23 protein-coding genes are annotated in these 23,578 nt (G+C 43.6%); 5 read left to right on the plus strand and 18 right to left on the minus strand.

The genetic code is table 11. The annotated features are described in order from the left end of the window. Positions 1-32: 32 nt before the first annotated feature. The 18 genes from mnmG to VB118_10515 all read right to left on the minus strand — a co-directional run bounded on the left by mnmG (position 33) and on the right by VB118_10515 (position 17,244). Positions 33-1,946, minus strand: coding sequence for a tRNA uridine-5-carboxymethylaminomethyl(34) synthesis enzyme MnmG (gene mnmG, locus VB118_10430; protein ID MEA4833013.1), 1,914 nt, complete (start codon positions 1,944-1,946; stop codon positions 33-35). Positions 1,947-2,057: 111 nt separating this feature from the next. Then, positions 2,058-3,446 carry a tRNA uridine-5-carboxymethylaminomethyl(34) synthesis GTPase MnmE gene (gene mnmE, locus VB118_10435; protein ID MEA4833014.1) on the minus strand — a complete coding sequence of 463 codons (1,389 nt, stop codon included), beginning with the start codon at positions 3,444-3,446 and terminating at the stop codon, positions 2,058-2,060. A gap of 70 nt (positions 3,447-3,516) precedes the next feature. After that, positions 3,517-4,776 (minus strand): RNA-binding cell elongation regulator Jag/EloR, encoded by a 1,260-nt coding sequence (gene jag / locus VB118_10440; GenBank protein MEA4833015.1) that lies wholly within the window; start codon positions 4,774-4,776, stop codon positions 3,517-3,519. Between the two features lie 27 nt (positions 4,777-4,803). Next, complete coding sequence (locus VB118_10445; GenBank protein ID MEA4833016.1) at positions 4,804-5,922, minus strand: YidC/Oxa1 family membrane protein insertase; 1,119 nt, start codon at positions 5,920-5,922, stop codon at positions 4,804-4,806. Between the two features lie 29 nt (positions 5,923-5,951). Next, positions 5,952-6,161: a membrane protein insertion efficiency factor YidD gene (gene yidD, locus VB118_10450; GenBank protein MEA4833017.1), complete on the minus strand. Its 210-nt coding sequence runs from the start codon at positions 6,159-6,161 to the stop codon at positions 5,952-5,954. After that, positions 6,158-6,520 carry a ribonuclease P protein component gene (locus VB118_10455; protein MEA4833018.1) on the minus strand — a complete coding sequence of 121 codons (363 nt, stop codon included), beginning with the start codon at positions 6,518-6,520 and terminating at the stop codon, positions 6,158-6,160. Before VB118_10455 ends, yidD begins: the two co-directional genes overlap by 4 nt. 130 nt (positions 6,521-6,650) lie before the next feature. Then, positions 6,651-6,785, minus strand: coding sequence for a 50S ribosomal protein L34 (gene rpmH / locus VB118_10460; protein ID MEA4833019.1), 135 nt, complete (start codon positions 6,783-6,785; stop codon positions 6,651-6,653). 179 nt (positions 6,786-6,964) lie between these two features. Continuing rightward, on the minus strand, positions 6,965-7,795 hold the full coding sequence (gene coaW / locus VB118_10465; protein MEA4833020.1) for a type II pantothenate kinase: 831 nt from the start codon (positions 7,793-7,795) through the stop codon (positions 6,965-6,967). A gap of 47 nt (positions 7,796-7,842) precedes the next feature. After that, positions 7,843-9,093: an aminopeptidase gene (locus VB118_10470; GenBank protein MEA4833021.1), complete on the minus strand. Its 1,251-nt coding sequence runs from the start codon at positions 9,091-9,093 to the stop codon at positions 7,843-7,845. A 627-nt stretch (positions 9,094-9,720) separates the two neighbouring features. Then, on the minus strand, positions 9,721-10,173 hold the full coding sequence (locus tag VB118_10475) for a hypothetical protein (GenBank protein ID MEA4833022.1): 453 nt from the start codon (positions 10,171-10,173) through the stop codon (positions 9,721-9,723). A gap of 1 nt (position 10,174) precedes the next feature. Further along, positions 10,175-10,651 (minus strand): hypothetical protein, encoded by a 477-nt coding sequence (locus VB118_10480; protein MEA4833023.1) that lies wholly within the window; start codon positions 10,649-10,651, stop codon positions 10,175-10,177. A gap of 32 nt (positions 10,652-10,683) precedes the next feature. After that, on the minus strand, positions 10,684-11,631 hold the full coding sequence (locus VB118_10485) for a dihydrodipicolinate synthase family protein (GenBank protein MEA4833024.1): 948 nt from the start codon (positions 11,629-11,631) through the stop codon (positions 10,684-10,686). 32 nt (positions 11,632-11,663) lie between these two features. Continuing rightward, the gene (locus VB118_10490) at positions 11,664-12,446 is read right to left on the minus strand and encodes a TIGR00282 family metallophosphoesterase (GenBank protein ID MEA4833025.1); all 783 of its coding nucleotides are present in this window, start codon (positions 12,444-12,446) and stop codon (positions 11,664-11,666) included. 171 nt (positions 12,447-12,617) lie between these two features. Then, positions 12,618-14,168 (minus strand): ribonuclease Y, encoded by a 1,551-nt coding sequence (rny, locus tag VB118_10495; GenBank protein ID MEA4833026.1) that lies wholly within the window; start codon positions 14,166-14,168, stop codon positions 12,618-12,620. Positions 14,169-14,337: 169 nt separating this feature from the next. Continuing rightward, a complete protein-coding gene (locus VB118_10500; protein MEA4833027.1) occupies positions 14,338-15,102 on the minus strand; it encodes a hypothetical protein in 765 nt (254 codons plus the stop codon). A gap of 6 nt (positions 15,103-15,108) precedes the next feature. Beyond that, complete coding sequence (locus VB118_10505) at positions 15,109-15,666, minus strand: DUF3267 domain-containing protein (protein MEA4833028.1); 558 nt, start codon at positions 15,664-15,666, stop codon at positions 15,109-15,111. Between the two features lie 41 nt (positions 15,667-15,707). Further along, entirely contained in the window at positions 15,708-16,556 is an 849-nt protein-coding gene (locus VB118_10510; GenBank protein ID MEA4833029.1) for an AAC(3) family N-acetyltransferase, read from the minus strand. Next, positions 16,546-17,244 carry a cyclase family protein gene (locus VB118_10515; protein ID MEA4833030.1) on the minus strand — a complete coding sequence of 233 codons (699 nt, stop codon included), beginning with the start codon at positions 17,242-17,244 and terminating at the stop codon, positions 16,546-16,548. The genes VB118_10510 and VB118_10515 overlap by 11 nt, the downstream gene beginning before the upstream one ends. Before the next feature lie 649 nt (positions 17,245-17,893). On the opposite strand from VB118_10515, the gene VB118_10520 reads away from it, so the two are divergent. From VB118_10520 to VB118_10540, 5 genes are all read left to right on the plus strand, one after another. Continuing rightward, on the plus strand, positions 17,894-20,527 hold the full coding sequence (locus VB118_10520) for a leucine-rich repeat domain-containing protein (protein MEA4833031.1): 2,634 nt from the start codon (positions 17,894-17,896) through the stop codon (positions 20,525-20,527). A 273-nt stretch (positions 20,528-20,800) separates the two neighbouring features. Next, a complete protein-coding gene (locus tag VB118_10525) occupies positions 20,801-21,127 on the plus strand; it encodes a PadR family transcriptional regulator (protein MEA4833032.1) in 327 nt (108 codons plus the stop codon). Further along, positions 21,114-21,833 carry a DUF1700 domain-containing protein gene (locus VB118_10530; protein ID MEA4833033.1) on the plus strand — a complete coding sequence of 240 codons (720 nt, stop codon included), beginning with the start codon at positions 21,114-21,116 and terminating at the stop codon, positions 21,831-21,833. The genes VB118_10525 and VB118_10530 overlap by 14 nt, the downstream gene beginning before the upstream one ends. 47 nt (positions 21,834-21,880) lie before the next feature. Further along, positions 21,881-22,741: an SDR family NAD(P)-dependent oxidoreductase gene (locus tag VB118_10535; GenBank protein ID MEA4833034.1), complete on the plus strand. Its 861-nt coding sequence runs from the start codon at positions 21,881-21,883 to the stop codon at positions 22,739-22,741. After that, complete coding sequence (locus VB118_10540) at positions 22,738-23,538, plus strand: SDR family NAD(P)-dependent oxidoreductase (protein ID MEA4833035.1); 801 nt, start codon at positions 22,738-22,740, stop codon at positions 23,536-23,538. Before VB118_10535 ends, VB118_10540 begins: the two co-directional genes overlap by 4 nt. The last annotated feature ends 40 nt before the right edge of the window (positions 23,539-23,578 follow it).

The following is a 23,578-nucleotide window of genomic DNA, read 5'->3' on the forward strand; positions in this document are numbered from 1 at the left end:
ATTTTATTATTCTGGAGATACCGAGGAATATTTTACAGATTTCCGTGCGAGTGCTGCGACAGATAAATAATAAGCACGGTTATATCCGCCGGGCTGACTCCGGATATTCTCGACGCTCTGCCAAGGCTTTCCGGGCGGAATTTCGCGAGCTTCTGCGTGGCTTCAAGCCTTAAGCCTTTAATCTGAGAATAATTTATCTCCGAGGGAATAAGGCGCGTTTCCATTTTTTTAAACGCCTCTGCTTCGGCGCGTTCGCGTTTTATATACCCCGCGTATTTTATTTCTATACCGGCTCTGCGCAATACACTGCGGCTTGTTTGCGTGCGCGTCGTATCAACAGCCGTCAGCGCCTCATAATCAAGCTCAGGCCTGCGCAGCAACTCCGAAAGCCGAATTCCAGTTTTTACAGCCGTAGAGCCGTGTTCTTCCAATAAGCGCGATAGCTCTTCGGAGGGTGGGATAAAAGTACATTCCGCGCGGGCTATTTCAGCGTCTATTTCCGAAAAAAGCTTCTGCTTTTTTTCGTATTTCTCATTTGAAACAAGGCCGGCAGCGCGGCCGTATTCGATAAGTCTTCTGTCGGCATTATCCTGCCTTAAAAGCAGACGGTATTCGCAGCGCGAAGTCATTATTCTGTAGGGTTCTTCCGTCCCCTTCGTTACAAGGTCATCGATCAGCGTGCCTATATATGACGAATCTCTCGTGAGACGGATCTGTTCGAGGCCTCGTGCCAGACATGAGGCGTTTATGCCGGCAATAATCCCCTGCGCCGCCGCCTCTTCATATCCGCTCGTTCCGTTGAACTGACCCGCGCCGAAAAGCCCGGGTAGCTCTCTGAATTCAAGCGTCGGATAAAGCTGAGTAGGATCGCTGCAGTCGTATTCGATCGCATACGCATTTCTCATTACCTGCGCATGCTCAAGTCCTTCAATCGAATGAAGCACACGCATTTGAACGTCCTCCGGCAAAGACGAGCTTAATCCCTGAACATATATCTCGGCAGTATCCTCTCCCATCGGCTCTAAAAAAAGCTGATGGCGCGTTTTGTCCGGAAAACGCATTATTTTGTCTTCTATGCTCGGGCAGTATCTTGGACCGGTGCTTTTTATCTTTCCGGAATACAGCGGACTGCGTCCTATATTTTCACGAATTATGCCGTGTGTAAACTCGTTTGTATAAACAGTATAACAAGGATATTGCTTTATCTCTGCAAATTTGTCTTCGTCGGTATCAGATGAAAACGGCTCCGGCGGAATATCGCCGTTTTGCGCCTCAGCCTTTGAAAAATCTATCGAATCCCGGTGGATCCTCGCAGGTGTGCCTGTTTTAAATCGGCGGATCGAAACGCCGAGATTTTTTAAAGATGCCGTAAGAAGCATCGCGGATCGCATTCCGTTCGGGCCGGCCTTGTATGACGCGTCTCCGACGACTATATTTGAATCAAGATAAGTTCCGGTTGAGATTACGGCCGCTTTGCAACGGTATCTTGCCCCGAGATGCGTTGTTACGAAATACCCTTCTTCGTTTTTATCTTCACCGGGAGTATCTGATATTCTTGTAATTTCGGCTATTTCGGCCTGTATAAGTCTGAGTCCTTTTGCTTTCTCTATCACTGATTTCATATATTCGTGATATCTTTTTCTGTCTGACTGATGACGAAGTGAATGAACTGCCGGCCCCTTGCTTATATTAAGCATACGCGACTGTAAGCATACGGCATCCGCCGCTCTTCCCATTTCGCCGCCGAGCGCGTCTATTTCGCGGACAAGATGACCCTTGCCCGTCCCTCCTATTGAGGGATTGCACGGCATATTGCATACATCATCGAGATTTAAAGTGAATAATATTGTATCGGCGCCTGTACGCGCGGAAGCAAGCGCCGCCTCGGTTCCGGCGTGGCCAGCTCCTATTACAATAACATCGGCGCATCCGGCGTCGTAAACAATATTTTTATAGCTGTCTTCCATAAACGATTCTCTTCTTAGTATTGGGTTATTACCGTCCTGCCGCTAGGGAGAATACAAGGACGTAAAACTCAATTGTTTAATATTTATAAATTATTTTCCGACGCAGAAACGTGAGAATATCCGATTGACTATCTCTCCGGCGGTGCGTATTCCGTCAATATCATACAGCCTTGACAGCGCGTTTTCAAGCATAATGCCGCAAATATCCTTTTTGCCGGTTTGCAGACATTCCAGAGCCTCCGATATGAGAGCACGTGCGTCGGAGATATTGTTCTTCTGCCGGATGTTCGTGATGACTCCTCCGTCGGAAGCGTTAAAACCTTCTTCGGCATATTTTTTCTCCGCGCGCGCAATTAAGTGCCGGACGGACTTATCATCATCTTCGGAAATATATTCCGCTTCACCGAATATATCGACGATGCTTTTACTATCGGCGATTCGTGCCAGATCACATTTTGTGAATACCGGAATAATTTTTTCCGGTTTGTTAATAGAAATCAGCTTGTCTGAAATTATTCTGTCGTTCGCGTCAAGCGGCTGCGAAATATCGAAAAGCGCAAACACAAGCGGAGATTTTTCTTCTATTGTGCGCCATACGCGTTCCATACCGATCTTTTCCACTCGATCTGATGAATTTTCTCTGATTCCCGCAGTGTCGCAAAGCTTTAATATAATTTTCCCTGCTTTTACCGGATATTCGAGTATATCCCGTGTTGTGCCCGGTATATCTGTAACTATCGCCCTGTCTTCTCCGAGCAATAGATTAAAAAGCGAGGATTTTCCAACATTCGGTTTTCCCACGATAACCGCGGGAACCCCCTCGGTTACCGCCTCTCCGGTTTTATACCCTTCGATCAGCTTGTCGCACTCGCTTATCAGCGTGTTTATCTTCTGTTCAAGCTCACAGTCGGGCATATCCTCCAGATCTTCATCGGGGTAATCTATATATGCAAACAGAGAAGCGACCAGCTCAGTTGTTTCATCAGTCATCGCTTTAAGCTTTTGGCTAAGCCGCCCGCGCGCAATTGCGCCGGACAGCAATACGGCCGTCTCTGATTTTGCGTCCAGCAAATCGGCAATTCCTTCCGCGCCCGTAAGCGTAAGCTTTCCATTTATAAATGCCCGTTTGGTGAATTCGCCGGCTTCGGCATGTCTTGCGCCCGCTCTCAGCGCCGCGTCAAGAACCATTCCTGTCACACATATCCCGCCGTGACATGAAATTTCTGCCGTGTCTTCCCCAGTAAAGCTGTGAGGAGACATGAAAAGCGTAAATATTCCGCTGTCAATCGTCTTTCCGTTTTCAGGATCGGTTATTTCACCGAATATCGCGGTGCGAGGCGGATAATCGGTGAGCTCTTTTGCGCTTTTTGATTTAAAAAGCTTTTGGACCGTTTCGAAAGCTCCGTCTCCGGATATCCTTATTACAGCCACTCCTCCCTTTCCGCGCGGGGAGGAAATCGCGCATATCGTATCTGACATAATTATAAAAAATTACGGAGCGGCGGCGCAAAGCTTAAGCTGCACCGCGCCCCGTTTCGAGCCTTTATGTTTATTTTTTAAGAATTACTTCTTCCGTATCTTCAACATCGGCAAGATTCAATTCGTCTATACTCTTTGCTTTTTTGATTTCTCTGGGCGGTCTTTGCGGATTATATTCATATACCTTTGGAGAGCCGCCGGCGATTTCTGTGTCACTTTTAATTGTTCTGTCGTCAGTCACTTTTATATTTGGATTCATGACAGGGCGGCGTATCTTTTTCGGGAACGGAGGGACAACCGGAGCATTTGAAACCTCGACAGGCGGCTGTGTCTGAGCCGTAACATTTACAGACACAGGTTTAGGACCGCGTTTATTAAAATCGCGTCCTCCGCCTCTGTTATTGTTTGGCCTTCCGGAATTTCTGCCGTTATTATTTCCTCTTCCGCCGTCTCTGCGGTCGTTATTGCCGCTGCGTTCGCGTCCGAAGTCGCGCGGTTTTTCGAACTTATGAGGCTTTTCTGAATATTCTTCTATCTCGCCCAACGCACTGATATCGGGTACGACTTTAACAGAAACCTCTTGTGTTTTCGTGTCTGCGGCTGCCGGTTGATCTGCTGTTTCAGCAGGAGCGTCGGATACGGCAGAATTCTGTAAAGACTCTTCTTTATCCGGTTTTGCTACACGCTGATCTTTTTTCTGTTGGTATTGCTCCGGAGCGACAATAATTTTTCTTTCATCCCCTGAGCCGACGGAAAAAGTTATAACGCCCTCTATGTCCTGCACTTCTGAATGGATTATTCGTCTCTCATATGAATTCATCGGCTCAAGGCTGACACTTTTTCCTGTCTTGTTTACACGCGCCGCGATCTTTCTGGCAAGAGCCTTGAGAGTTTCTTCTCTTTTTTCACGGTAATTTTCAACATCAACTGTAATTCGTACAAAATTTTCCTGTTGTCTGTTTGCCGCAAGATTCGTAAGATATTGAAGCGAATCAAGAATTTCGCCATGGCGTCCGATGATCAAGCCGAGATTTTCGCCGTTAAGAGTAAAGTTTATGTCACCGTTTTCGCTCTTTTTGCATGTGACTTCAACATCGGTAAAGACCATGTTCTTTAAAAAGGTTTCAAGAAAGAACCTCGCGCTTTGCTCAGGATCTTCTTCATACGTAATTTTCAGCTTGGCATCGGTATTCCCGAATCCGAGAAAGCCTTTTTTCGGCTGTTCGAGTACTTCGTATTTCAGCTTGTCCTCAGGGATTCCGAGCTGCGCCGCGCCCGCAGAAAGCGCGGTCTCTACGGTTTTTCCATAAACCGTGATTTCTTTTGTCAAAAAATATCCCTCCAAAAATTATATACTTTATTTTTTATCGTTTGATTTATTCTTTGCTTTGTTGCTGTCCTTGAGAGGAGCCGGAGATATAATGCCGCTTGTCATATTCGCTTGTTCTTTTTCATCATCCTCATAAGCGCTTTTTAATTCGCCGCCGGAAGGAATTGTATCATCATCGTCGTCATATACGAGCGATTTACGATTTTTTGAATCTACAGCTTGCTTCGCGACCTTCGCAATCTTTTCCTGTTTGCCGTATGCGCGCTCTGCGGCCTTTATTTCATCATCTGTTAACTTAGGAATCGGATACATCTTTGCGAGAATATATTGCTGTACCGGGCTTAAAAGATTCTGATATATCCAGTAAAGACCGACAAGAGCGGGAACCTGAAACGCGATAACGAGCGAAATAAACGGCATTCCGTACTGCATCACCTTCAGAGAGCTGTCGGCTTCGTTCTGCGGAGGCTGATACGAATACTTCTTCATTAAAAACTGGCTGATAAATGCGCTGATAAGCGCGAGCACGGGTATTAACAGTAATAAATTGAGGTTTGAAAGAGACGGTATGTCTCCTAAATTGTATCCAAGGAATGAAAGATTTGGAATATCAGACAGAGTAAAGCCTCCGGAGGTCATTGCGGCTCCGTATTGCGTAGTATGGGCTTTTATATCGGTAATAAGGCGCATTTCGTCGATTACCTTCGGGGCAGTTCCGCCGGATGCAACGATCAAATCGGTATATACTTTTCCCAGCGCTGTTATTGTATCGCCTGAAAGCTGCATGAGATATGTCAGAGGCTTTCTTATAACGTCATAAAGCGCGATAAGGATAGGAAACTGAATAATCAGCGGGAGACAACCGGAAAGAGGACTGAATTTCTCGTCCTGATACAGCTGCATTATTTCATTGTTTACTTTTTGTTTTGTGGCCTGGTCATCGCGCCCTTTATATTTATTTCGTATCGCCATTTCTTTCGGGCGGAGCTTGGCCTGTTTAATTGTGTTCTTCTGCTGCTTTATTCCGAGAGGAAACAGCAATATTTTTACGAGTATCGCGAAAATTAAAAGCGCGATAGCGTAATTATTTATGAACGAATATATCCACTCAAGCGGATACGCGAATATTTGACTTATAAATCCCATATATAATCTCTTTACCTTTAAGGATGTAATTACGGTACGGGATCATATCCCGCTTTTCCGAACGGATTGCAGCGCAGGACGCGCCATGCGGATAAATAAAAGCCTTTAAAAAAACCGTATTTTTCAAATGCCTCGACAGCGTATGCAGAGCAGGTTGGTGTAAAACGGCAATGCGAACCTATATACGGCGATATGAACCTTTGATAAAGGCGTATTAAAAAAACGCAAATGTGTTTCATATTTTCTCAGCAGGCAATATTCCGAGCTCACGCAGCGCTGTTCGCATGTCTGATAAAACATTCCCGGTTTTGACGTTTTTGTTGAACAGCCGTGTACGGGCGACAAAAATCAATATGTAATACTTTCCCGTTGATTCGATTTCGGGATAAAGCGCACGGTATGCTTCTCTTATGAGGCGTTTCCCGCGGTTGCGGCCAACGGAGCCCGCCAGCTTTTTGTTTACGGTTATGCCGTATTTCGTTTTAAATTTCGGTTTTGACGGCAACATATATACTGCTATATGCTTTTGCGGAGAGGACTTCCCTTTTGCGTAGGCTCTGCCGAAAAGGCGATTTTCTTTAATTGTGTAAAGCTTCATTTAATGAGACTTTCTCCGATAAAAAGGAAAAACCACCTGTGCCGAAAAGCCTGCCGCACCGATTCCGATGCGCGGCTCATCCCGGACGGCGGTTTTATACAAGATAAACTCCTTTTGCCTGCTTATCCGATCAATAAGTAAGCTGTGCTCTTCCCTTGGCTCTGCGTCTCTTGAGAACCTTTCTTCCGTTTGAGGTCTTCATTCTTTTACGAAAGCCGTGTTCGACTTTTCTCTGACGCTTCTTCGGCTGATATGTTCTTTTCATATGCGGCACCTCCTTTATATTGAGGATCAATTCCTGCCGCGATGATCGACGCGGCACAATTCACCCGGTAAAATTATAATTCAAAAACAAAATATCTCATGCTAAAGCCTATTATACAATAACTCTTATTATTCTGTCAAGATATTTCTTAAATTTTTATCGAATTTGCCTTTGAATAATTACTTGAACGCCTTCAGCGCCGCGCCGATCACCGTCCCGAACTGCGCGCCCTGAGGAATAATGAATTTTTTCCCGAACATGATTCCGAGCTGTGTGAATATTTGCGATGCCTGTTTGACAAGCGTGAGATTTCCGGTAAGTACTATCTCGTTGATTCCATATTGGCGCGAAGCGAATATCGCAATCATGCCAATAGTTTCGAATACGAGATTTATTATCCCGAGCGCGATGTCGGCGTTTGTCGCTATATCGCTGACGCGTCCGAAATTCGCCGCCGTCATCTCTTTTGGCATGGTCGGAATTATGTTTTTTCGGGTAATATCCGAAATTCTGAGATCTACCTTCCCAAGCTCTCCGTCTTCCGCCAGCAGACATATATGTTCTATGTCCTGCATATTTAAAAGCAGCTTTGACAGTCCGACAAGCGTGCCGCCTCCGATCCCGGTGCCGCCGAGATAATTAATCGTCCCGGTCGCCGCATCGGCGCGAACCGTCGCCGTACCTGTTCCCATACTGACTATTATTGCGTTCTCTATCTCTGACAGGTACAGACCGCCCAGCCCGATTGCGGTGAATTCTTCGATATGCTCTGTCCGGATTCCGTATATCTCATCTTCGACAAAGGACGATCCGACGCCTGTTATCATTATTTTCTCAACATCGGAAAGAGTTATTCTGTTTTTCTGTGTAAATTTTCCGAATGCGCCGTAAAACGAAGCTGTCGGATCGTTTGCTTTTACAAACAGCGGAGCTATGAGATTACGACCGGAATCAAATCCGCATATCTTAGTCGTGCTGCCGCCTATATCTATTCCTATAACGGTTTTCATATTAATCTTCCATATTTAATTTATGTTGCCCTTTATAATAAATTGTTCTAAAAGGCAAAATTCCCGTTTTCGAAGACGGTGATCTTCTCTCCCGATTTTGTCGTTCCGATGATTCTCAGATCCGGGGTTCCGATCATGAAATCCTCGTGCGTAATGGAGTCGTTCAATCCCAGCGGGATCAGCTCCGACTTGGATTTCCCCGCAGAGTCTTTTATACACGGGTATGCCTCTCCGAATGCTATGTGACAGCTCGCGTTTTCGTCAAACAACGTGTTGTAAAACAGTATTCCCATTTTTCTTATCGGGGAATCATATTGAACAAGCGCAAGCTCTCCGAAATAGGACGCTCCTTCATCAACGGAAATTGCGTTTTTAAGGATTTGCTCGCCTTCTTCGGCGTGCGCCTCAACAATTTTACCGTCCTTGACCACGAAATTAAAGTTCCTGATCACGTTTCCGTCTATGCAAAGCGGCATGGAGGCATAAACAATGCCGTTTACTCCGTTGCGTATAGGCGCGGTAAATATTTCCTCAGTCGGAATATTGGCGACAAACGGAATCTCTTTTTCTCCTGAGGTTTTTTCAGCTCCGCCAATCCATATATGATTCTGCGGAAGCTTCGCGACGAGATCTGTTCCGAGCGAATTTGTATAATGCAGCGAATCAAACGCATATGAATTAAGCTTTTCCGCGCGGCGGGCCGTCCTATCTATATGATCCCTCCAGAGCGTGACGGCGTTTCCGCTTCCGTCCACTCTTACAGCCTTAAATATCGAGTCCCACAGTGCCTCCTCAGCCTTTTTCGGACTCAGATGAGGGAAAACTTTTTTTGACCATGAGGGAACGGGAACGGAAGCAACGCACCAGGCAAACGCGTTTTTAAATTCCAGCGCGTAATATTCCTCAAGCGCCTTTCCGGAGGAGCGTGTCCGGCGCATAATCCTGTCTGAATTCACGCCCTTAAGCATTTCCGGGTCGCTTGCGGCAATCGCAAGCAGAGCGGCTCCGTTTTTAGCGCGAGTCATAAGCTTGTCGACATTCCATTGCGGGAATTTATCGAAAACCTCGTCGGAAGCACGAAGGTATTTCATTCGCCCAAGCTTTTCGTCGTTCCAATCTACATTAACCTCGCTGGCTCCGAGATCATATGCCGCTTGCGCGCACATGCGTACAAATTCTGCACACTTCGGGTCTATCGGAGAGCTGATGCACAGCTCCTGACCTTTTTGAATATTCAGTCCTACAGAAACAAGAAGCTGAGCGTACTCCGCCAGCTTGTTATCAAATTCAGCGCTCATACAATTCACTCCATTATTCTCCAAAAATCAGAAAACGCTTAAGAACCTTTTTTAAGGAAAAAGGTTCTTAAGAATCTCCAAAAACCTTCAATCATTTTCATCACGCGGCTTTATATGTCTGAAATTGCTTTTTCGTTTGGTTTCATATGGTTTCAGGGGAAATATTTGATATCTTATTTAAGTAAAAAGTTCTTAAGAATCTCCAAAAACCTTCAATCATTTTCATCACGCGGCTTTATATGTCTGAAACTTCTTTTCCGTTTGGTTTCGTATGATTTCAAGGGAAATATTTGATATCTAATTTAAGTGAAAAGCTCTTAAGAATCCCCAAAAACCTTCAATCATTTTCATCGCGCGGCTTTATATGTCTGAAACTTCTTTTCCGTTTGGTTTCGTATGATTTCAGGGGAAATATTTGATATCTTATTTAAGTAAAAAGCTCTTAAGAATCTCCAAAAACCTTTAATCATTTTCATCACGCGGCTTTATATGTATGGCTTATATTTTCAATAAGATAGTTATGATTAAATGCATAATGGATATAATTTAAGCTTTTTGAGGATTCTAAAGGGACTTTTCCGCGATAAAAGTTCCTTTGGCAGGGGTTTAAGGTAGCGTCCCCGCGTGTTATTCCTTGTTTTCCCATTTGCCGGGAGCTGTTATACGGCAAAAGCATTTTGCCTTGTCTATGCCGGAAAAATCATAATCGTATTTGTACCCGAGCGGTTCAAGCACCCTCCGATACAATATATCGCAGTGATAGCAATATTTCGGATACGGTTCCATGTAATCAAGATTCAGAAGCCGGCCTTTGGAAGGGCAATAATGCATGTCAATCGTGAAATCCCCGGCCTCCTCATCGACGGTCATAGTGAAATCGGCCGCTTCTTCATTGAGAGTTCCGCTCCAGTATTTATAACAGCCCATTATTCCGTATCTTCGGACATTTTCGTCCAGATTCTTAAGTCCCGTCTCACCGAGGTGATTCCAGTATTTCAGAACACCGTCAAAGCCGTCAATAGATTCTATGTATTTGAAAAGCTCACTGTATGCGGGAATGAATTCAGTGCAGGAGATCATGTTATTTTACCTCCTTGAAATAAAGCTCCGCGCAGCCGTCCGCGCTGTTATATTTTCTAAGCTCAAATTTGTACGGCAATCCCGAAACCAGCTCTTCATTGACAGCCTTTTCGACTTCAAAATAATTTTCGGCCGGTATTTCCCCGCTTTTTCTGATATGCTTAATCGCCGGCGAATAGGCCATTTTGATTACAAGCTCGTCTTCAGCCTTTGAGAGAAAACAACTGAGCGCATCCGGGCATTCTTCTGTTTCAAATATCTTTTCGTAATGCGTCTTTATTGCCGAAAGACCGTTCTTTTTCAGATCGTCTTTGAGCGGAGCGTAAAACGCCCTTGAAAATCTTGTCAGATATTCCTTCACATGCCCTTCGCCATAATTTTTTTCAAGATATAAAAGCCCACGATTCATGAAGAGATGAAAATCGCGATGGAGATATTTATTATCGGAAGCTGACCGCTTCATTACTTCAAGCGACATGTCTGCCCCTCCTATTTATGTATTGGATTAAATTATTTAATGTTGAATTTTTTAAGAGTTTCGGCTATGCGAAGCTTTTCGGCCGCCGTGAGATCGCGGGTTTCGGTGGAATGATATGGCTCGCAGACTCCGAGCAGAGAAAGCGCATACTTCTGTCCTATCTGCCATGCGAAATAGCCATCGAGGTATATCCCGTTCATTATTTCAAGCAGCTTTTTCTGTATTTCGCGTGCTTCTTTGAAATCCCCGGCTATTGCCGCATTGTATAATGCAACAAAAATTTCTGGCGTAAGGCTTGCCATTCCGGCAACGATTCCGTCGGAGCCCATCATCATTGACGCATCACACATTGTCTCAACTCCCGAGAAAACAGAAAAATCGTTCCTGTTTTCGAATTCACGTAGGAGCATCATATGAAAATCAAAATCTCCGCTGCTGTTTTTTACTCCGACTATATTTTTTTCTTCGCTTAGCTCTTTAAAGGCGTCAAGATCGATCTTGTTGCCGGTCATAACCGGATTGTTGTATATCACCAGAGGAATCGAAGAATATTTAGCTATATCTTTATAATATTTTATTATTTCATCGCGGCAGGAAGCATAGAAAAAATAAGGAGGAAGCACAACTATATAGTCAGCGCCTGCTTCTATTGCGTTTTCTACATTTTTCATCACTTTTCGATGGCTTTCGGCTGACACTCCGGCAAACAACGGAACGCGTCCTGCGACGGCGTCGTGCGAGATTTTGATAAATTTCTTCTTTTCTCTGTCAATCAAGCTCTGCCCTTCACCCATGGTGCCTAATATGAATATTCCGCTCACTCCGCCGTTGATGCAGCGTTCAATCAGCCTTTTTGTTCCCGCTTCGTCGATATTTTCGTTTTTGTCAAGAGGCGTCATCATTGGCGGAATCACGCCATGCAGTGGTTTGGGTATCTTGGTCATATCTATTGCCTTTCTGTCCGGCAGCAGCTCGGACATGAAGCCTGTGTTATTTCAGACTTCAATAAATTTTATTCTTCATTGATTGCAAGAACAGAAACGACTTGTTTCAATGCTGTATCATAAGAGAACAAAGCTCCGGAAATCCGGCATTTTCCTTCCGCCTGATCAAATCTGACAGGCATTTTTGTCAAAAATCGTGTTATGCTGCATTTGGAATCAACGCCCAGCACGGAATCCTTTACTCCGGTCATTCCGATATCCGTTATATATCCTGTTTTGCCCGGCAGAATGCAGGCATCGTTTGTCTGTACATGCGTATGTGTGCCGAATATGACATCAACTCTTCCGTCTAAATACCGAGCAAGGGCGATTTTTTCCGACGTGGCCTCAGCATGGAAATCCAGAATAGACAGATCGTATCCACCCTGCGCGGATTTCAATATGGCATCCGCAGTTTCAAACGGCGACGCAAGGCTTTCGAGAAAGACGACGCCCATCAGATTCATTGTCAGAATCCTCATGCCACATGCGTTTTCTATTGCCCAACCGTGCCCGGGGCAGTCTCCGGGGTAATTTGCAGGACGCAATATCGCGTTTTTGTCGTCAAGATAACGATAAATATCACGCTTATGCCATATATGATTGCCGGAGGTTATCATATCGACTCCGGCATTATACATTGCGTCTGCGTCGGCACATTCCATTCCGTTGTATTTCGCGCAATTTTCACCATTGGCGATAATATAATCAGCGGAGTATTTTTTCTTTACGAAACCAAGTGTATCTGAAAGGAATTTAAGGCCGGCTTCACCGACGATGTCTCCGATTGCAAGAATTTTTATTATACTCATTTCAATCTTTCAAATCATTTTAAATCACAAAGGCAGACCGTGAGATCTGCCTTTTTTTAACCCGGCAATAAAATAATTACCGCTTATAGACAGAAAAGACTTTGGTATATGGGCTTTTCTCTCTTGTAAAACAATAATATTGAATTGCTGTTTAATAACCTACGAAACGGATTATTTCGCGTATTCGATGGCACGGCTTTCTCTTATCACATGGACCTTAATCTGTCCGGGATACTCAAGCTCGTTTTCTATTTTTTTAACTATGTCTCGCGCAATGAACACCATATTCTCGTCGTTCACCACTTCGGGCTTCACCATGAGCCTGAGTTCTCTGCCGGCCTGAATGGCAAAAGACTTTTCAACGCCTTCATAGGAGTTTGCGATTTCCTCAAGCTTTTCAAGACGCTTGATATATGATTCGAGATCCTCGCGCCTTGCGCCAGGGCGTGCTGCCGAAATAGCATCGGCCGCCTGAACGAGAACGGCGATGATCGTCTGAGGCTCGACATCATTATGATGCGCCTCAATTGCATGAATTACATCTTTGTTTTCACGGTATTTTTTGGCTATCTCAACTCCGAGCTGTGTATGTGAGCCTTCAACCTCGTGATTTAGCGCCTTACCGATATCATGCAGCAATCCAGCGCGGCGTGCAAGCATAGAATCCACGCCAAGCTCGTCAGCAAGCATTCCGGCTATATAAGATACCTCGAGAGAATGTGTCAGCACATTCTGACCGTAGCTTGTGCGGTATTTCAATTTTCCGAGAAGCTTTATCATTTCGGAATTCATGCTGTGAATACCGGCCGAAAGCACTGCCTGCTCTCCGGCCTGTTTAATTATGGCTTCAACTTCCTTGCGTGATTTATCAACGGCCTCCTCAATTCTGGCCGGATGTATGCGTCCGTCGGAAATCAGCTTTTCTATGGAAAGCTTGGCAATTTCTCTTCTCATCGGATCAAAGCTTGAGAGCGTTATAGCTTCGGGTGTATCGTCGATTATAAGGTCGACTCCGGTCAGAGTTTCAATTGTTCTTATATTGCGTCCTTCGCGGCCGATTATACGTCCCTTCATATCATCGTTGGGCAGTACAACCACGGAAACGGTTGATTCCGTAACCTGGCTGGCCGCGCAGCGCTGAATCGAAAGAGTGATGAGATTCTTTGCCTTTTCATCGGCGGTATCCTTGAGCTCCTGTTCTATTTCAACAAGCTTGACGGCGGCGTCGTGTCTGGCTTCGCTTTCGTACTTTTCAACAAGGTACGCTTTTGCCTGTTCGCCGGTCAGCCCGGAATATTCTTCGAGAACCTTGAGCTGTTTTGCCTTGATTTCTTCAACCTCGGCTTCCTTATCCTGGATATCCTTGATTCTTTTATTGATAAGCTCGTCCTTCTTTTCAAGATTGTCGAGCTTTCTGTCAAGGTTTTCTTCCTTTGCAACTATGCGCTTTTCGAGCTTATGAACCTCAAGACGTCTGTCCTTGAGCTCCCGCTCTGCATCGTTTTTGTTTCTAAGAATTTCTTCTTTTGCCTCTATAAGAGCTTCTTTTTTCTTTTGCTCGCCGGCTTTTGCCGCCTCTTCAACGATGCGGTTTGCGTGCTGCTCGGCGGAACCGATCTTCGCCTCCGCTATGCGCTTTCTGTAGGTCACTCCGACAAAAAATCCGATAGCCATCGTTGCGACGGCAACGGCAATACATATCAATATTTCATATAATTCCATGTTAAAAAACTTCGCACCTCCTTTTTGCAGGTGTTTTTTAATTTATTGTCATGGCAATATGAATTATACTCTTCTGCTAAAACAGAAGCAGAACCATTTCTTATATATGTCGACATATCGTATAATATCATGGTTATTTTCAGATTGCCATAAATATGTGTTTTGCTATTTAAAACATCTTGAGCATGGCTTTGAATTCGCGGAGCGTATCCGGATATCTGTCTTCGCCCTGCCCGTGCTTTTGTTCGTGATAATAAGGACAAATTGAAAAATACCCGTCATAGCTCCTTGCGAGCAAAATCGAGCACATTTCTTTGATTTCGGCATTTCCGCCGCACAGCGGCGTGGGGCTGCCGTTGTAAAGCCCATCGTTGATCCGTAACATCGCAATATTGTTTTTAAGGCTGCTTGTGTAAAACATATGGAAAAACGGGTGATGATTTTTTTTGACAAATTCAAACGGATTGAAAACGAAGCCTATGTCGCCGTCTTCCGCAAGAGCGCATAAAACAGTCATAGCGGCATTGTCGCACAGGAGAGAATCGGCGCGGTTTTCAAACAGCGTTTTTATTCCGAAGCTTGAGGCGGCTCTGCAGACCGATTTTATATAACCGAGTCTGTCTTCATCGGTAAAGTTGCCGGCTGGCAAAATGACAGAACGTACGCCGAGAAGATGTGCGGCACGGCAAAATTTCTTAAGCTCATCCTTTAAAAGGGGTTGCTCCGGAAGTGTTATTGAATTTATCCGCGCACAGCTGTCTATTAAAATACAGCGCATGTCCTCTATGGTATTTCCGTCCGCCTCATATAGCGGACACGCCCCTATGTCATATCCGCAGTCAATATCGAATATGCCGAGCGACGCGCATTTTTCCGTTGCCTGCCTGAGCCCGGCGCGGCATGAAGCGGTAAAATCCGCGGAGATATTATACATTTGCTTTCATTGCTCCGTTTTAGAATAGATTCGCATTGCCGTCCCGGTATCAAAAACGAGTATATCACTTTTAATACCGACTAACAGCGCCATAACATAAAGGTCTCCCGCCGCTCCCGAAACGTTCAATATCTGTATGATATAAATACTCCAGAAGTATTGCGGTAAAAATATATTCAGCGCCAATATCAATACGCCGAGTATGACGATCGGAGATAAGCCAATGACGATATACTGCCTTTTTTTGAACAGAGCATCGGCGGCGGCAAAGGCATATAACCCGGTAAAGCCGTATTTCGGCTTTTTTCCGCTGTAATAACGCATAAAAATGCCGTGCGTAAGCTCATGCAGAACCATATACGCGATAATGGAAAATATAAATATGACGGCTTTTCCGACGGTAAAGTAAATATAAGCTGTTTCTTTAATTCCCCTTATCAATATTGCGGCTGCGATCATAACGACCGATATCCCGATTGCCGCAAAATTCACGAGAAGGGCGGCCTTTTTGTCATTCTGCAGATCAACCGTCCTTAACAGCTTATAGTCCTCCGGAACCTCCATAATATTGCATTCTCCCGTAAATATTTACGACTGTCCGCGTTTCAAATCACGCATATTTCGCAGTTTATATCATCACAGTGATTTTTTTCGTAGCTTGTGAGGTCAATTTCTTCGCCGGAATACAGCTTTCTTGACCAATTACAGGAATTGCAGTTTTCGTTTTTGCATATAAACAAAAGGGGATCCTCGGCAAGAATCGGCATCAGCAGCGCAAACATACCCTTGATATCGATAACTTTTACGCACGCAGAACCGACGACAGATTCTTTGAGCAGACCACGGCGGCGCAAAAGCGGCGTCACGGACAGAAAATCGCGATGACCAGGAGGAAACTTCTTTAAAGTAAAGGTTTTTTCCCCGGTAAGGTAGGTCGGAGCGGGAATATCAAGCTCACGCAGGTATTTCGCGTCAATCGCTTCTTCAAGCGAATGCATAATAGTGTCGCGGTCGTTATCAACGCCGAAAAGCACAGCCTTGCCTCCCAGGGCATGTATCTTTTCATACGGAGTGTTTTCGCCGCAGCCGGTACCGCAAAGCTCGTGACCGGAGGTTATATATTCGGCGTATTTTCCCCACGCGGCGACAGAATGCACCGGATGAAGGCTGCGTCTGACACCGGGATGCTTTCTGAAGGCCTCGGATATCTTTCCGACGGCGGAAGGCGTTTTATCGGGATCAAACGGAGCGAACCATCCGGTCAGCGTCGACATGACCACCGTGCCTTCCTCTCCGACAACCGAAAGAAAGCCGTCGACAACCGCGTCGGCTCCGCCTTCTACAAATCCTGCGGCGGAAAGCGCGCTGTGGATGAGCAAAATATCGCCTTTTGTTATATCGGCCATTTCAAGCCCGTATACAATGTCTTGTTTTGTGACAACTTTATCTGTCATTTGCTGTTTTGCCCTCATCTTCCGACATGACAATCGCACGACACGGAGCGCAGCTTGTTCCCGTTACTTTCAGCGGGAGAACGGTAAGGCTGTGATTATTTCCCCGGATGTTTTCGAGATTTACACACGGAGCAAGCATCAGTATATCCGCACGGTAAAACATGTCAAAAAAGCCTTCCGGCTTTTCGAGATTTTCCCAGCGCGGCAAATCGCTGCCCAGTAAAAACGGCTTTTTAGACACAAGCCACTCGACTGCGTCGTATTTGAAAAACGGAGAAGCGGAGAGGTAATCCGCATCAAACCATTTTCTTCCCCAGCCACATCCGACGATTATCGCTCGATTTTCGTGAATTCTCTCCCTGCGTACAGCGTTTTCAAGCATTTCGGCGGATATCCCGAAGCGGGAGCCCCCTGTGTCGGGAATACCCAGCATTATCAGCGTGAGAGGAATGCCGCACAGCTTTTCCGCAGGAACATCCATCAGAGGATACGATGCGGCGCCGAAATAATGAGCGGGAGTTTCAAGGTATGTCCCCGTTTGGGAATGAAGCCCGCCGAATATCTCGCAATAAACTTTTTGCTTGACCCAATCGACCTCCGGAAGCGGCATAAGCCGATATTCCGGAAAAGGAGGGCCGTAATTCCATATTCCGTTTGCGATTTCACCGGTTATATCCGTAATTCGCATAAAATTACCCGATTTCGATCAGTATTCTGCGGCAACGGAATAGCGCACCGACACCGCATCAACTCAATATATCTTAGCACAGAATGTCCTGTTTTGCAATAGGATATTTTCCATTATAATGTTTCTTCCGAAGTTTTTTTGTCTTTTTTTCGCAAAATCTGAAAATTTTTAAAGTAATAAAGCGATTCAATCAAACGCAAAAAGAATTGCCGATATCGCCCTCTTATAGTGAATTTTTGCGATTATGCTTTGCCATTGATGTGGGATAAAGATAATTTTTGCATATTATTTACAATTATCATATGGCATATAATTGTTATATAATATATAATTGAAGAAGTGCGGTAAATATGACCAAATATGTTTTTATGTTTTATTTTACTGCCACAGATGTAAAACATATAAATAGCAATTATAAAAACGACAACATAATGTTTTGAGAGAAGCCAATACACCAAGAACCTTTTCTGTCTTTAAGCGGTAATTATTAAATTACCGAGTTAATAATAAATCAAATCGCATTTCCCTTTCATTATTATAGCCATGTCTACCGCTCGAAAATTTATATTTTAAACTTGTTCCGGCACTTTTTTACACAATTTTTGTATACAAACGTATTTATCAGAAAACACAAGAAAGGAACATCGCAATGAAAAGTCTCAATGATCTTAATACAAAAAGCCTCATAGCACTCTCTCCTGCAATGCTTCTTTTTATCCTGCTTATTCTAATGTGCGTCTTCATGTCGGGTTATATGGAGCAAAAGCTTAAGGTTATTCCGGATTTTTTAGATATTTCGGATGATATCGCACTTTATGATATTGTCGTCGAGGATGATATGATTTTCGGAGTATATGAAAAACACGTAGAAGTATTTGAATATATGGGATTGAGTGACACAGTAGTAATCCCCGCATTATTCAATGGACTTCCCGTGACCGGAATGCGTGATTTTTTTCCGCAAGTTTTCGATCCCAGAAAGCAATCCCAAAAAATTATTCTCAGCAAAGGAATCAAAAACTTTGGGTTTTACAACATGAATGGCTGTAATTACAAAGAAATAGTTTTGCCATACACATTAAAGAATCTTATATGTGAATATAAAGTTAGAAAATACTTAACTGGAACTGTAAAATTGAAAGAATTTACGATTGCCGGAAACGTGCTTATGGAATACAATGGTGACGATTCAGATGTTGTCATTCCGGAAGGCATAACCTGTATTGCGAGCTATGCTTTTTTTAATAAACCGGTCAGAAGCGTTGTTTTTCCGGAATCACTCAAATATATAGAAGAATCTGCTTTCTCCGGAACAGAACTGTCGTCGGTTGTCCTTCCGGATGGCCTTCTCAAAATCGGAAACTCCGCATTCAGAGAATGCAGTAAGCTTAAGTCAACCAATCTGCCTGAATCGCTCCAATACATTGGTCACCAAGCGTTTATTTCATGTTCGTCTCTTTCATCTGTAACCATACCGAAAAAGCTCGATGTTTTTCGTGCAGACGCATTTTCAGATACACCATGGTATTCTTCATTGAAAGGTTTTTATGTCATAGCAGGCAACGGACTGTTAATTAAATCAAATGTTTCTTATAGTAAAAATATGTTGATGCCGGAAGGGATTAAAAAAATATGTTGCACTGTCTCTTCAAAATATCCATATACCGTCGAAACCATCACACTCCCCGAAAGCTGTGAATATTTAGGCCCCGAAGCTTTCTTGGGCTGTTGTAATCTAATAAATATAAATTGTGAAAAGCTCAAAGAAATCGATGAATATGCTTTTTCTTCTTGTACTTCGCTCCGGTCGATTGATCTTTCTTCTATAGAAATAATCAGAGAATTTGCATTTTCTTATCATGCCAATATTACGGTATCAAAATTCCCCTTAACACACAAATTTGTTGTAGGAGATATTGATATTTTAAAACATCCAATGAATATAGATTCATATAAATATCTTGCTACTTCATCATTTATTAGATACAATGACGCTCCCTGGGGTTTAAACGAACAGACCGATAATGATTTTATAACATCCGCGAACGGGATTCTCTGCCAATATAAAGGTGCGGATGAGACGGTTGTCATACCGGATAATGTAAAGTATATCTCATATGGAGCTTTCTCGGATAATCAATCAATAAAACAGGTAATAATTGGTAATAATGTTAGATTTATAGGTCAATGTTCTTTTTTACGTTGTTCAAATCTTGAATCAGTAAAAATCCCGGATGGAGTTGTTATTATCGCAGATGGTGCATTCAACGGTTGCACAAAGCTCAAGGATTTTGAAATGCCAAAATCTATAATCTATATAGGGAAATCAGCTTTTCAATTCTGTTCTTCCCTAAAAGAAATTTCTTTACCTGATGGAATAAGGTGTATTTATGACTTCTCATTTCATGATTGTACGTCTCTTGAAAAGATAGAGTTTGGCCAGAAAACGCTTGAAATACTCTCTTCTGCTTTCTCCGGCTGCACTTCACTTAAAAGGCTCGATTTTCCAGATTCAATCAGAAGCATCGGACATGAAAGTTTTTCCGACTGCATTTCTCTTGAATCCGTAAAATTGCCCAAATCATTAATGTATGTTGAGTATAGATGCTTTTTTAATTGCCAAAAACTAAATGATATAAATTTCTCCAATTCAATCCCGTATCTTAATATATCTGCTTTTGAAGGCACTAAGTTTATTGAAGACATGAAAAATTCTAATCAGTATAACGTTTTTGCCGGAAATCTATTGTCATTTCCAACTAAAGAAAAATCGATAATCATTCCGGAGGGAGTAAAATGCATACCGACAAGTCTGTTTTACGACAATAATAATATAGAACGCATAGTGTTTCCTAAATCTCTTGTTTCCATCGGAGAATCTGCATTTGAAGATTGTAAATCGTTGAAAAGCGTTGATATTTCCGCTTCTGCTTTAAAAACGCTGCCTAATAAATGTTTTTGGGGTTGCATTTCTCTCAAGAATTTCATTTTTAATAAGTCTCTTGAATCATGCTCGCATTCTTCTTTCGGTAATTCCGGCCTTAATGAGTATCGACTGCCCGTTTCTTTGAAATTCTTTATAATGCCATATCTTCCCATATATCATCCAAGTTTTGATGTTAATAAAAAGATTTACATTTTTGTATCCGGAAAAGATACAGTCATTTATTTTAATGACTGGAATAATAAATATATAAATAATTATATAATTTATGCTCCTTCAGGCTCAGCTGCTGAAAAATCTGCACATGAGATCGGCATTGAGTTTATTCCCACAGATTAACAAAACATAAGTACCCCGATACATAATATATGGATTCCGTAATCCCCTCTTAATGACCCTTTGAGAAAAGTCCCGCAATATTCTCATAAAGCTCATTTGAGTTTTTTCCAAATGAGCTTTTTTATGGATTAAAAAAATAGAGATAGAGTTCATGAAGTACAGCATAAAAGAAAAGTAAAAAATATTTAAAAAGCTATTGACAAATTCCATACTACTGAATATAATGTAATAGTAATCATTAGCCGCTACTGATTTTGAAAGAGGAGAGTATACGTGAACACACAATATAAAAAGGGTGTGCTTGAGCTATGCGTAATGTCACTGTTAAAAAAGCATGACTGTTACGGATATGAGATTTCGGAATTTCTGTCCGATCACATCGACATAGCAGACGGCACGGTTTACCCTATTTTAAGGAAACTAAAAAGCGACGGCCTGCTTTCCACCTATCTGCAGGAAGAAAGCGGAGGCCCTCCCCGTAAATATTATGCCTTGACCAAGCTCGGGCGGGAAACATATGAAAATGGCCGGGATGAATACCTGAAGTTTGCAAAAACAATTGAAAATTTTTTGGAGGAAAATACAAATGAAAAAGAATGAATTTTTGAATATGCTCATGAGTGAGCTTAAAAAGAACAATGTTGCAGAAACCGATGATATCATTTCTGAGTATGAACAGCATTTTGCTTTTAAAATCGCTGACGGTTTTTCCGAAGAAGAAATTTCCGCAAAACTGGGTAATCCCGTAACATTGGCCTCCCAGTTCGAAAGCAATTCAAAAGCGGAGAAAAATTACAGTAAAAAAATCCCGACAATTATCGGATTGGCTTTCGCAGATATTTTTGCAGGAATATTTATTGCTTTACTTTTTGCATGGGAAGCGATTCTGGCCTCTGTTTCTCTGTCTTTCGCCGCGATTTCAATTTGTCTTTTCGGCGGATTCAATATCTATTCTCTTATTCCCGTCATGCCCTACGGATGCGGTTTGATTTTTGCCCTCTCCTTAGCCGCGTTGGCTGTGCTTGCGGCAGCGGGATGTATTTACTTTGCCTTGTTTGTACGTCAGATCATACGTGCTTATGTCCGCTTTCATCATAACGCCATATCCCTCGCTTCCGGGAACGCAGCTTTGCCTCCGCTTGCGATCCATCCTCAGCTTTGTACAAAAACCAAGCGTCGTATCAGAAGCATTACGCTTTTCTCTCTTGCAATATTCGCTTCATGCTTTGTCCTAGGTATGATTGTATCAATGCTCTCCTCCGGCGCTTTGGGCTTCTGGCACGCCTGGGGCTGGTTTGTACAGTAGCCTCCTTATCATATAAACCTAATGCTCAAGCTTTCAGAGGTGAATAAATGAATACAATTATTATAACCGGAGCGACCTCCGGTATCGGTCTGGAGATCGCGCGTATTTTAACCCGGCAGAAATTCATGGTTATCGGCGTAGGCCACAGCAAAGAAAATTGCGAGCGGGCAAAAGAAATAATATTATCGGAGAATCCTGCCGCAAATATTACTTATTTTCAAGCTGATCTTATGCAACAAAAAGAAATTTTGCAGTTATCTGAAAAAATCGCCGAATATATTAATTCAAACTGCAATGGTAAATTATATGCGCTTATAAACAATGCGGGCTGTGTCCGAAGCTGGTATACGACTACGGACGAGGGGTATGAACAGCAATTCGCGCTTAATTACCTTGCCGCATTTTTATTAACCAATAAGCTGTTTCCGTTCCTGCAGGAAACGAACGGCAGGGTATTTATGACCGGAAGCGGATCCCATAAGGGAATAAAAGTGCATTGGGATGATATAATGCTCCGGCACGGCTACAATCCGCTGACTGCTTATAAGCAATCAAAGCTTTGCGATATATTGTTCGCAAAAGGCTTGAATGACCGTTACGCGCTTTCCGGTATTCATGCTTATGTAGTTGATCCCGGGCTTGTAAACACCGACATTGGCAACAAGAAAACCGGCGGACTTGTCAATTTCATATGGACACTGCGCAAGCATCATGGTGTACCGCCGTCGGTACCCGCAGAAACTTATGCGTTTCTTTGCGCGCAGAAAGAACCTCCGGACGGACTTTATTATTACCTATGTAAAGAGCAAACTTACAGCAGACAGGTTACATCTGAAAATGCAAACCGACTGTTCGCACTTAGCGAACGCCTTTGCGGAATTAATTACAGTGAAGGAGGACTGACATGAATGTACTTATTACCGGCGCGGCCGGTGGTCTCGGACGTGTTCTTGCCACCGAATGCAGCCGACGCGGATACAAGCTTTTTCTGACAGATGTAAACAACGACGGACTGCTTTGCATCCAGCGCGGACTGGAGCGGCAATTCGGCGCCACAGTCGCCACGAAAGCCTGTGATCTTACCGATTCTCAAAGCGTTGACGAATTGCTGGAGGTTATTGACGGCCAAGGCATTCGCTTTGATATGCTGCTAAACATTGCCGGTCTGGATTTTGAAGGAAGCTTTGCGGGACGCGAACGTGAAAAGCTCGTAAAGATCGTATCACTCAACAATGCGGCGACGCTTCGCATAACCCATTCTGTTTTGGAGCGCCGCAGACCGGACAGACAATTTATAATAGTGTTTGTATCCAGTCTTGCTTCTATGTTTCCAATGCCCCTGAAAGCGACTTATGCCGCGTCCAAACGGTTTCTTCTTGATTTTGCGATATCACTGCGGCAGGAACTGAAAAGCCAGAATGTCAATGTGCTCACTCTCTGCCCCGGAGGAATGGTCACAACAAAGGAAGCAATGGAAGGCATTGCCGCGCAGGGCTTCTGGGGCAGCGCCACCACAAACCCTATTGAAATCGTCGCACGTAAAACTCTCGACCGCGCGCTGTCCGGAAAGGGCATTTATATACCGGGCGGTCTGAACCGAGTTCTTGCCTTTTTCGGAAAGATAATTCCGAGCTCATGGATTGCGGAAATTGTATATCGGAGATGGAACCATGTACAAAAAATGTCTTTAAACGGGAAGCAGTAAAACAACTCAGGTTTACTTTTACCGAACTTATCAGGAAATC

Source organism: Oscillospiraceae bacterium (assembly GCA_034925865.1).
In the GTDB taxonomy this organism is placed as follows: Bacteria; Bacillota; Clostridia; order Oscillospirales; family SIG627; genus SIG704.

Excerpts from the sequence above, each read along its gene's own strand:
- VB118_10515 (MEA4833030.1), bottom strand. The coding sequence starts at position 17,244 with ATGCGAATTACGGATATAACCGGTGAAATCGCAAACGGAATATGGAAT.
- coaW (MEA4833020.1), bottom strand. The coding sequence starts at position 7,795 with ATGAAAACCGTTATAGGAATAGATATAGGCGGCAGCACGACTAAGATA.
- VB118_10455 (MEA4833018.1), bottom strand. The coding sequence starts at position 6,520 with ATGAAGCTTTACACAATTAAAGAAAATCGCCTTTTCGGCAGAGCCTAC.
- VB118_10505 (MEA4833028.1), bottom strand. The coding sequence starts at position 15,666 with ATGGAGGTTCCGGAGGACTATAAGCTGTTAAGGACGGTTGATCTGCAG.
- mnmE (MEA4833014.1), bottom strand. The coding sequence starts at position 3,446 with ATGTCAGATACGATATGCGCGATTTCCTCCCCGCGCGGAAAGGGAGGA.
- VB118_10535 (MEA4833034.1), top strand. The coding sequence starts at position 21,881 with ATGAATACAATTATTATAACCGGAGCGACCTCCGGTATCGGTCTGGAG.
- VB118_10485 (MEA4833024.1), bottom strand. The coding sequence starts at position 11,631 with ATGTCCGAGCTGCTGCCGGACAGAAAGGCAATAGATATGACCAAGATA.
- VB118_10520 (MEA4833031.1), top strand. The coding sequence starts at position 17,894 with ATGAAAAGTCTCAATGATCTTAATACAAAAAGCCTCATAGCACTCTCT.
- VB118_10510 (MEA4833029.1), bottom strand. The coding sequence starts at position 16,556 with ATGACAGATAAAGTTGTCACAAAACAAGACATTGTATACGGGCTTGAA.
- VB118_10445 (MEA4833016.1), bottom strand. The coding sequence starts at position 5,922 with ATGGGATTTATAAGTCAAATATTCGCGTATCCGCTTGAGTGGATATAT.
- VB118_10490 (MEA4833025.1), bottom strand. The coding sequence starts at position 12,446 with ATGAGTATAATAAAAATTCTTGCAATCGGAGACATCGTCGGTGAAGCC.
- VB118_10500 (MEA4833027.1), bottom strand. The coding sequence starts at position 15,102 with ATGTATAATATCTCCGCGGATTTTACCGCTTCATGCCGCGCCGGGCTC.
- VB118_10530 (MEA4833033.1), top strand. The coding sequence starts at position 21,114 with ATGAAAAAGAATGAATTTTTGAATATGCTCATGAGTGAGCTTAAAAAG.
- yidD (MEA4833017.1), bottom strand. The coding sequence starts at position 6,161 with ATGAAACACATTTGCGTTTTTTTAATACGCCTTTATCAAAGGTTCATA.
- VB118_10540 (MEA4833035.1), top strand. The coding sequence starts at position 22,738 with ATGAATGTACTTATTACCGGCGCGGCCGGTGGTCTCGGACGTGTTCTT.
- rny (MEA4833026.1), bottom strand. The coding sequence starts at position 14,168 with ATGGAATTATATGAAATATTGATATGTATTGCCGTTGCCGTCGCAACG.
- VB118_10475 (MEA4833022.1), bottom strand. The coding sequence starts at position 10,173 with ATGATCTCCTGCACTGAATTCATTCCCGCATACAGTGAGCTTTTCAAA.
- VB118_10480 (MEA4833023.1), bottom strand. The coding sequence starts at position 10,651 with ATGTCGCTTGAAGTAATGAAGCGGTCAGCTTCCGATAATAAATATCTC.
- VB118_10470 (MEA4833021.1), bottom strand. The coding sequence starts at position 9,093 with ATGAGCGCTGAATTTGATAACAAGCTGGCGGAGTACGCTCAGCTTCTT.
- rpmH (MEA4833019.1), bottom strand. The coding sequence starts at position 6,785 with ATGAAAAGAACATATCAGCCGAAGAAGCGTCAGAGAAAAGTCGAACAC.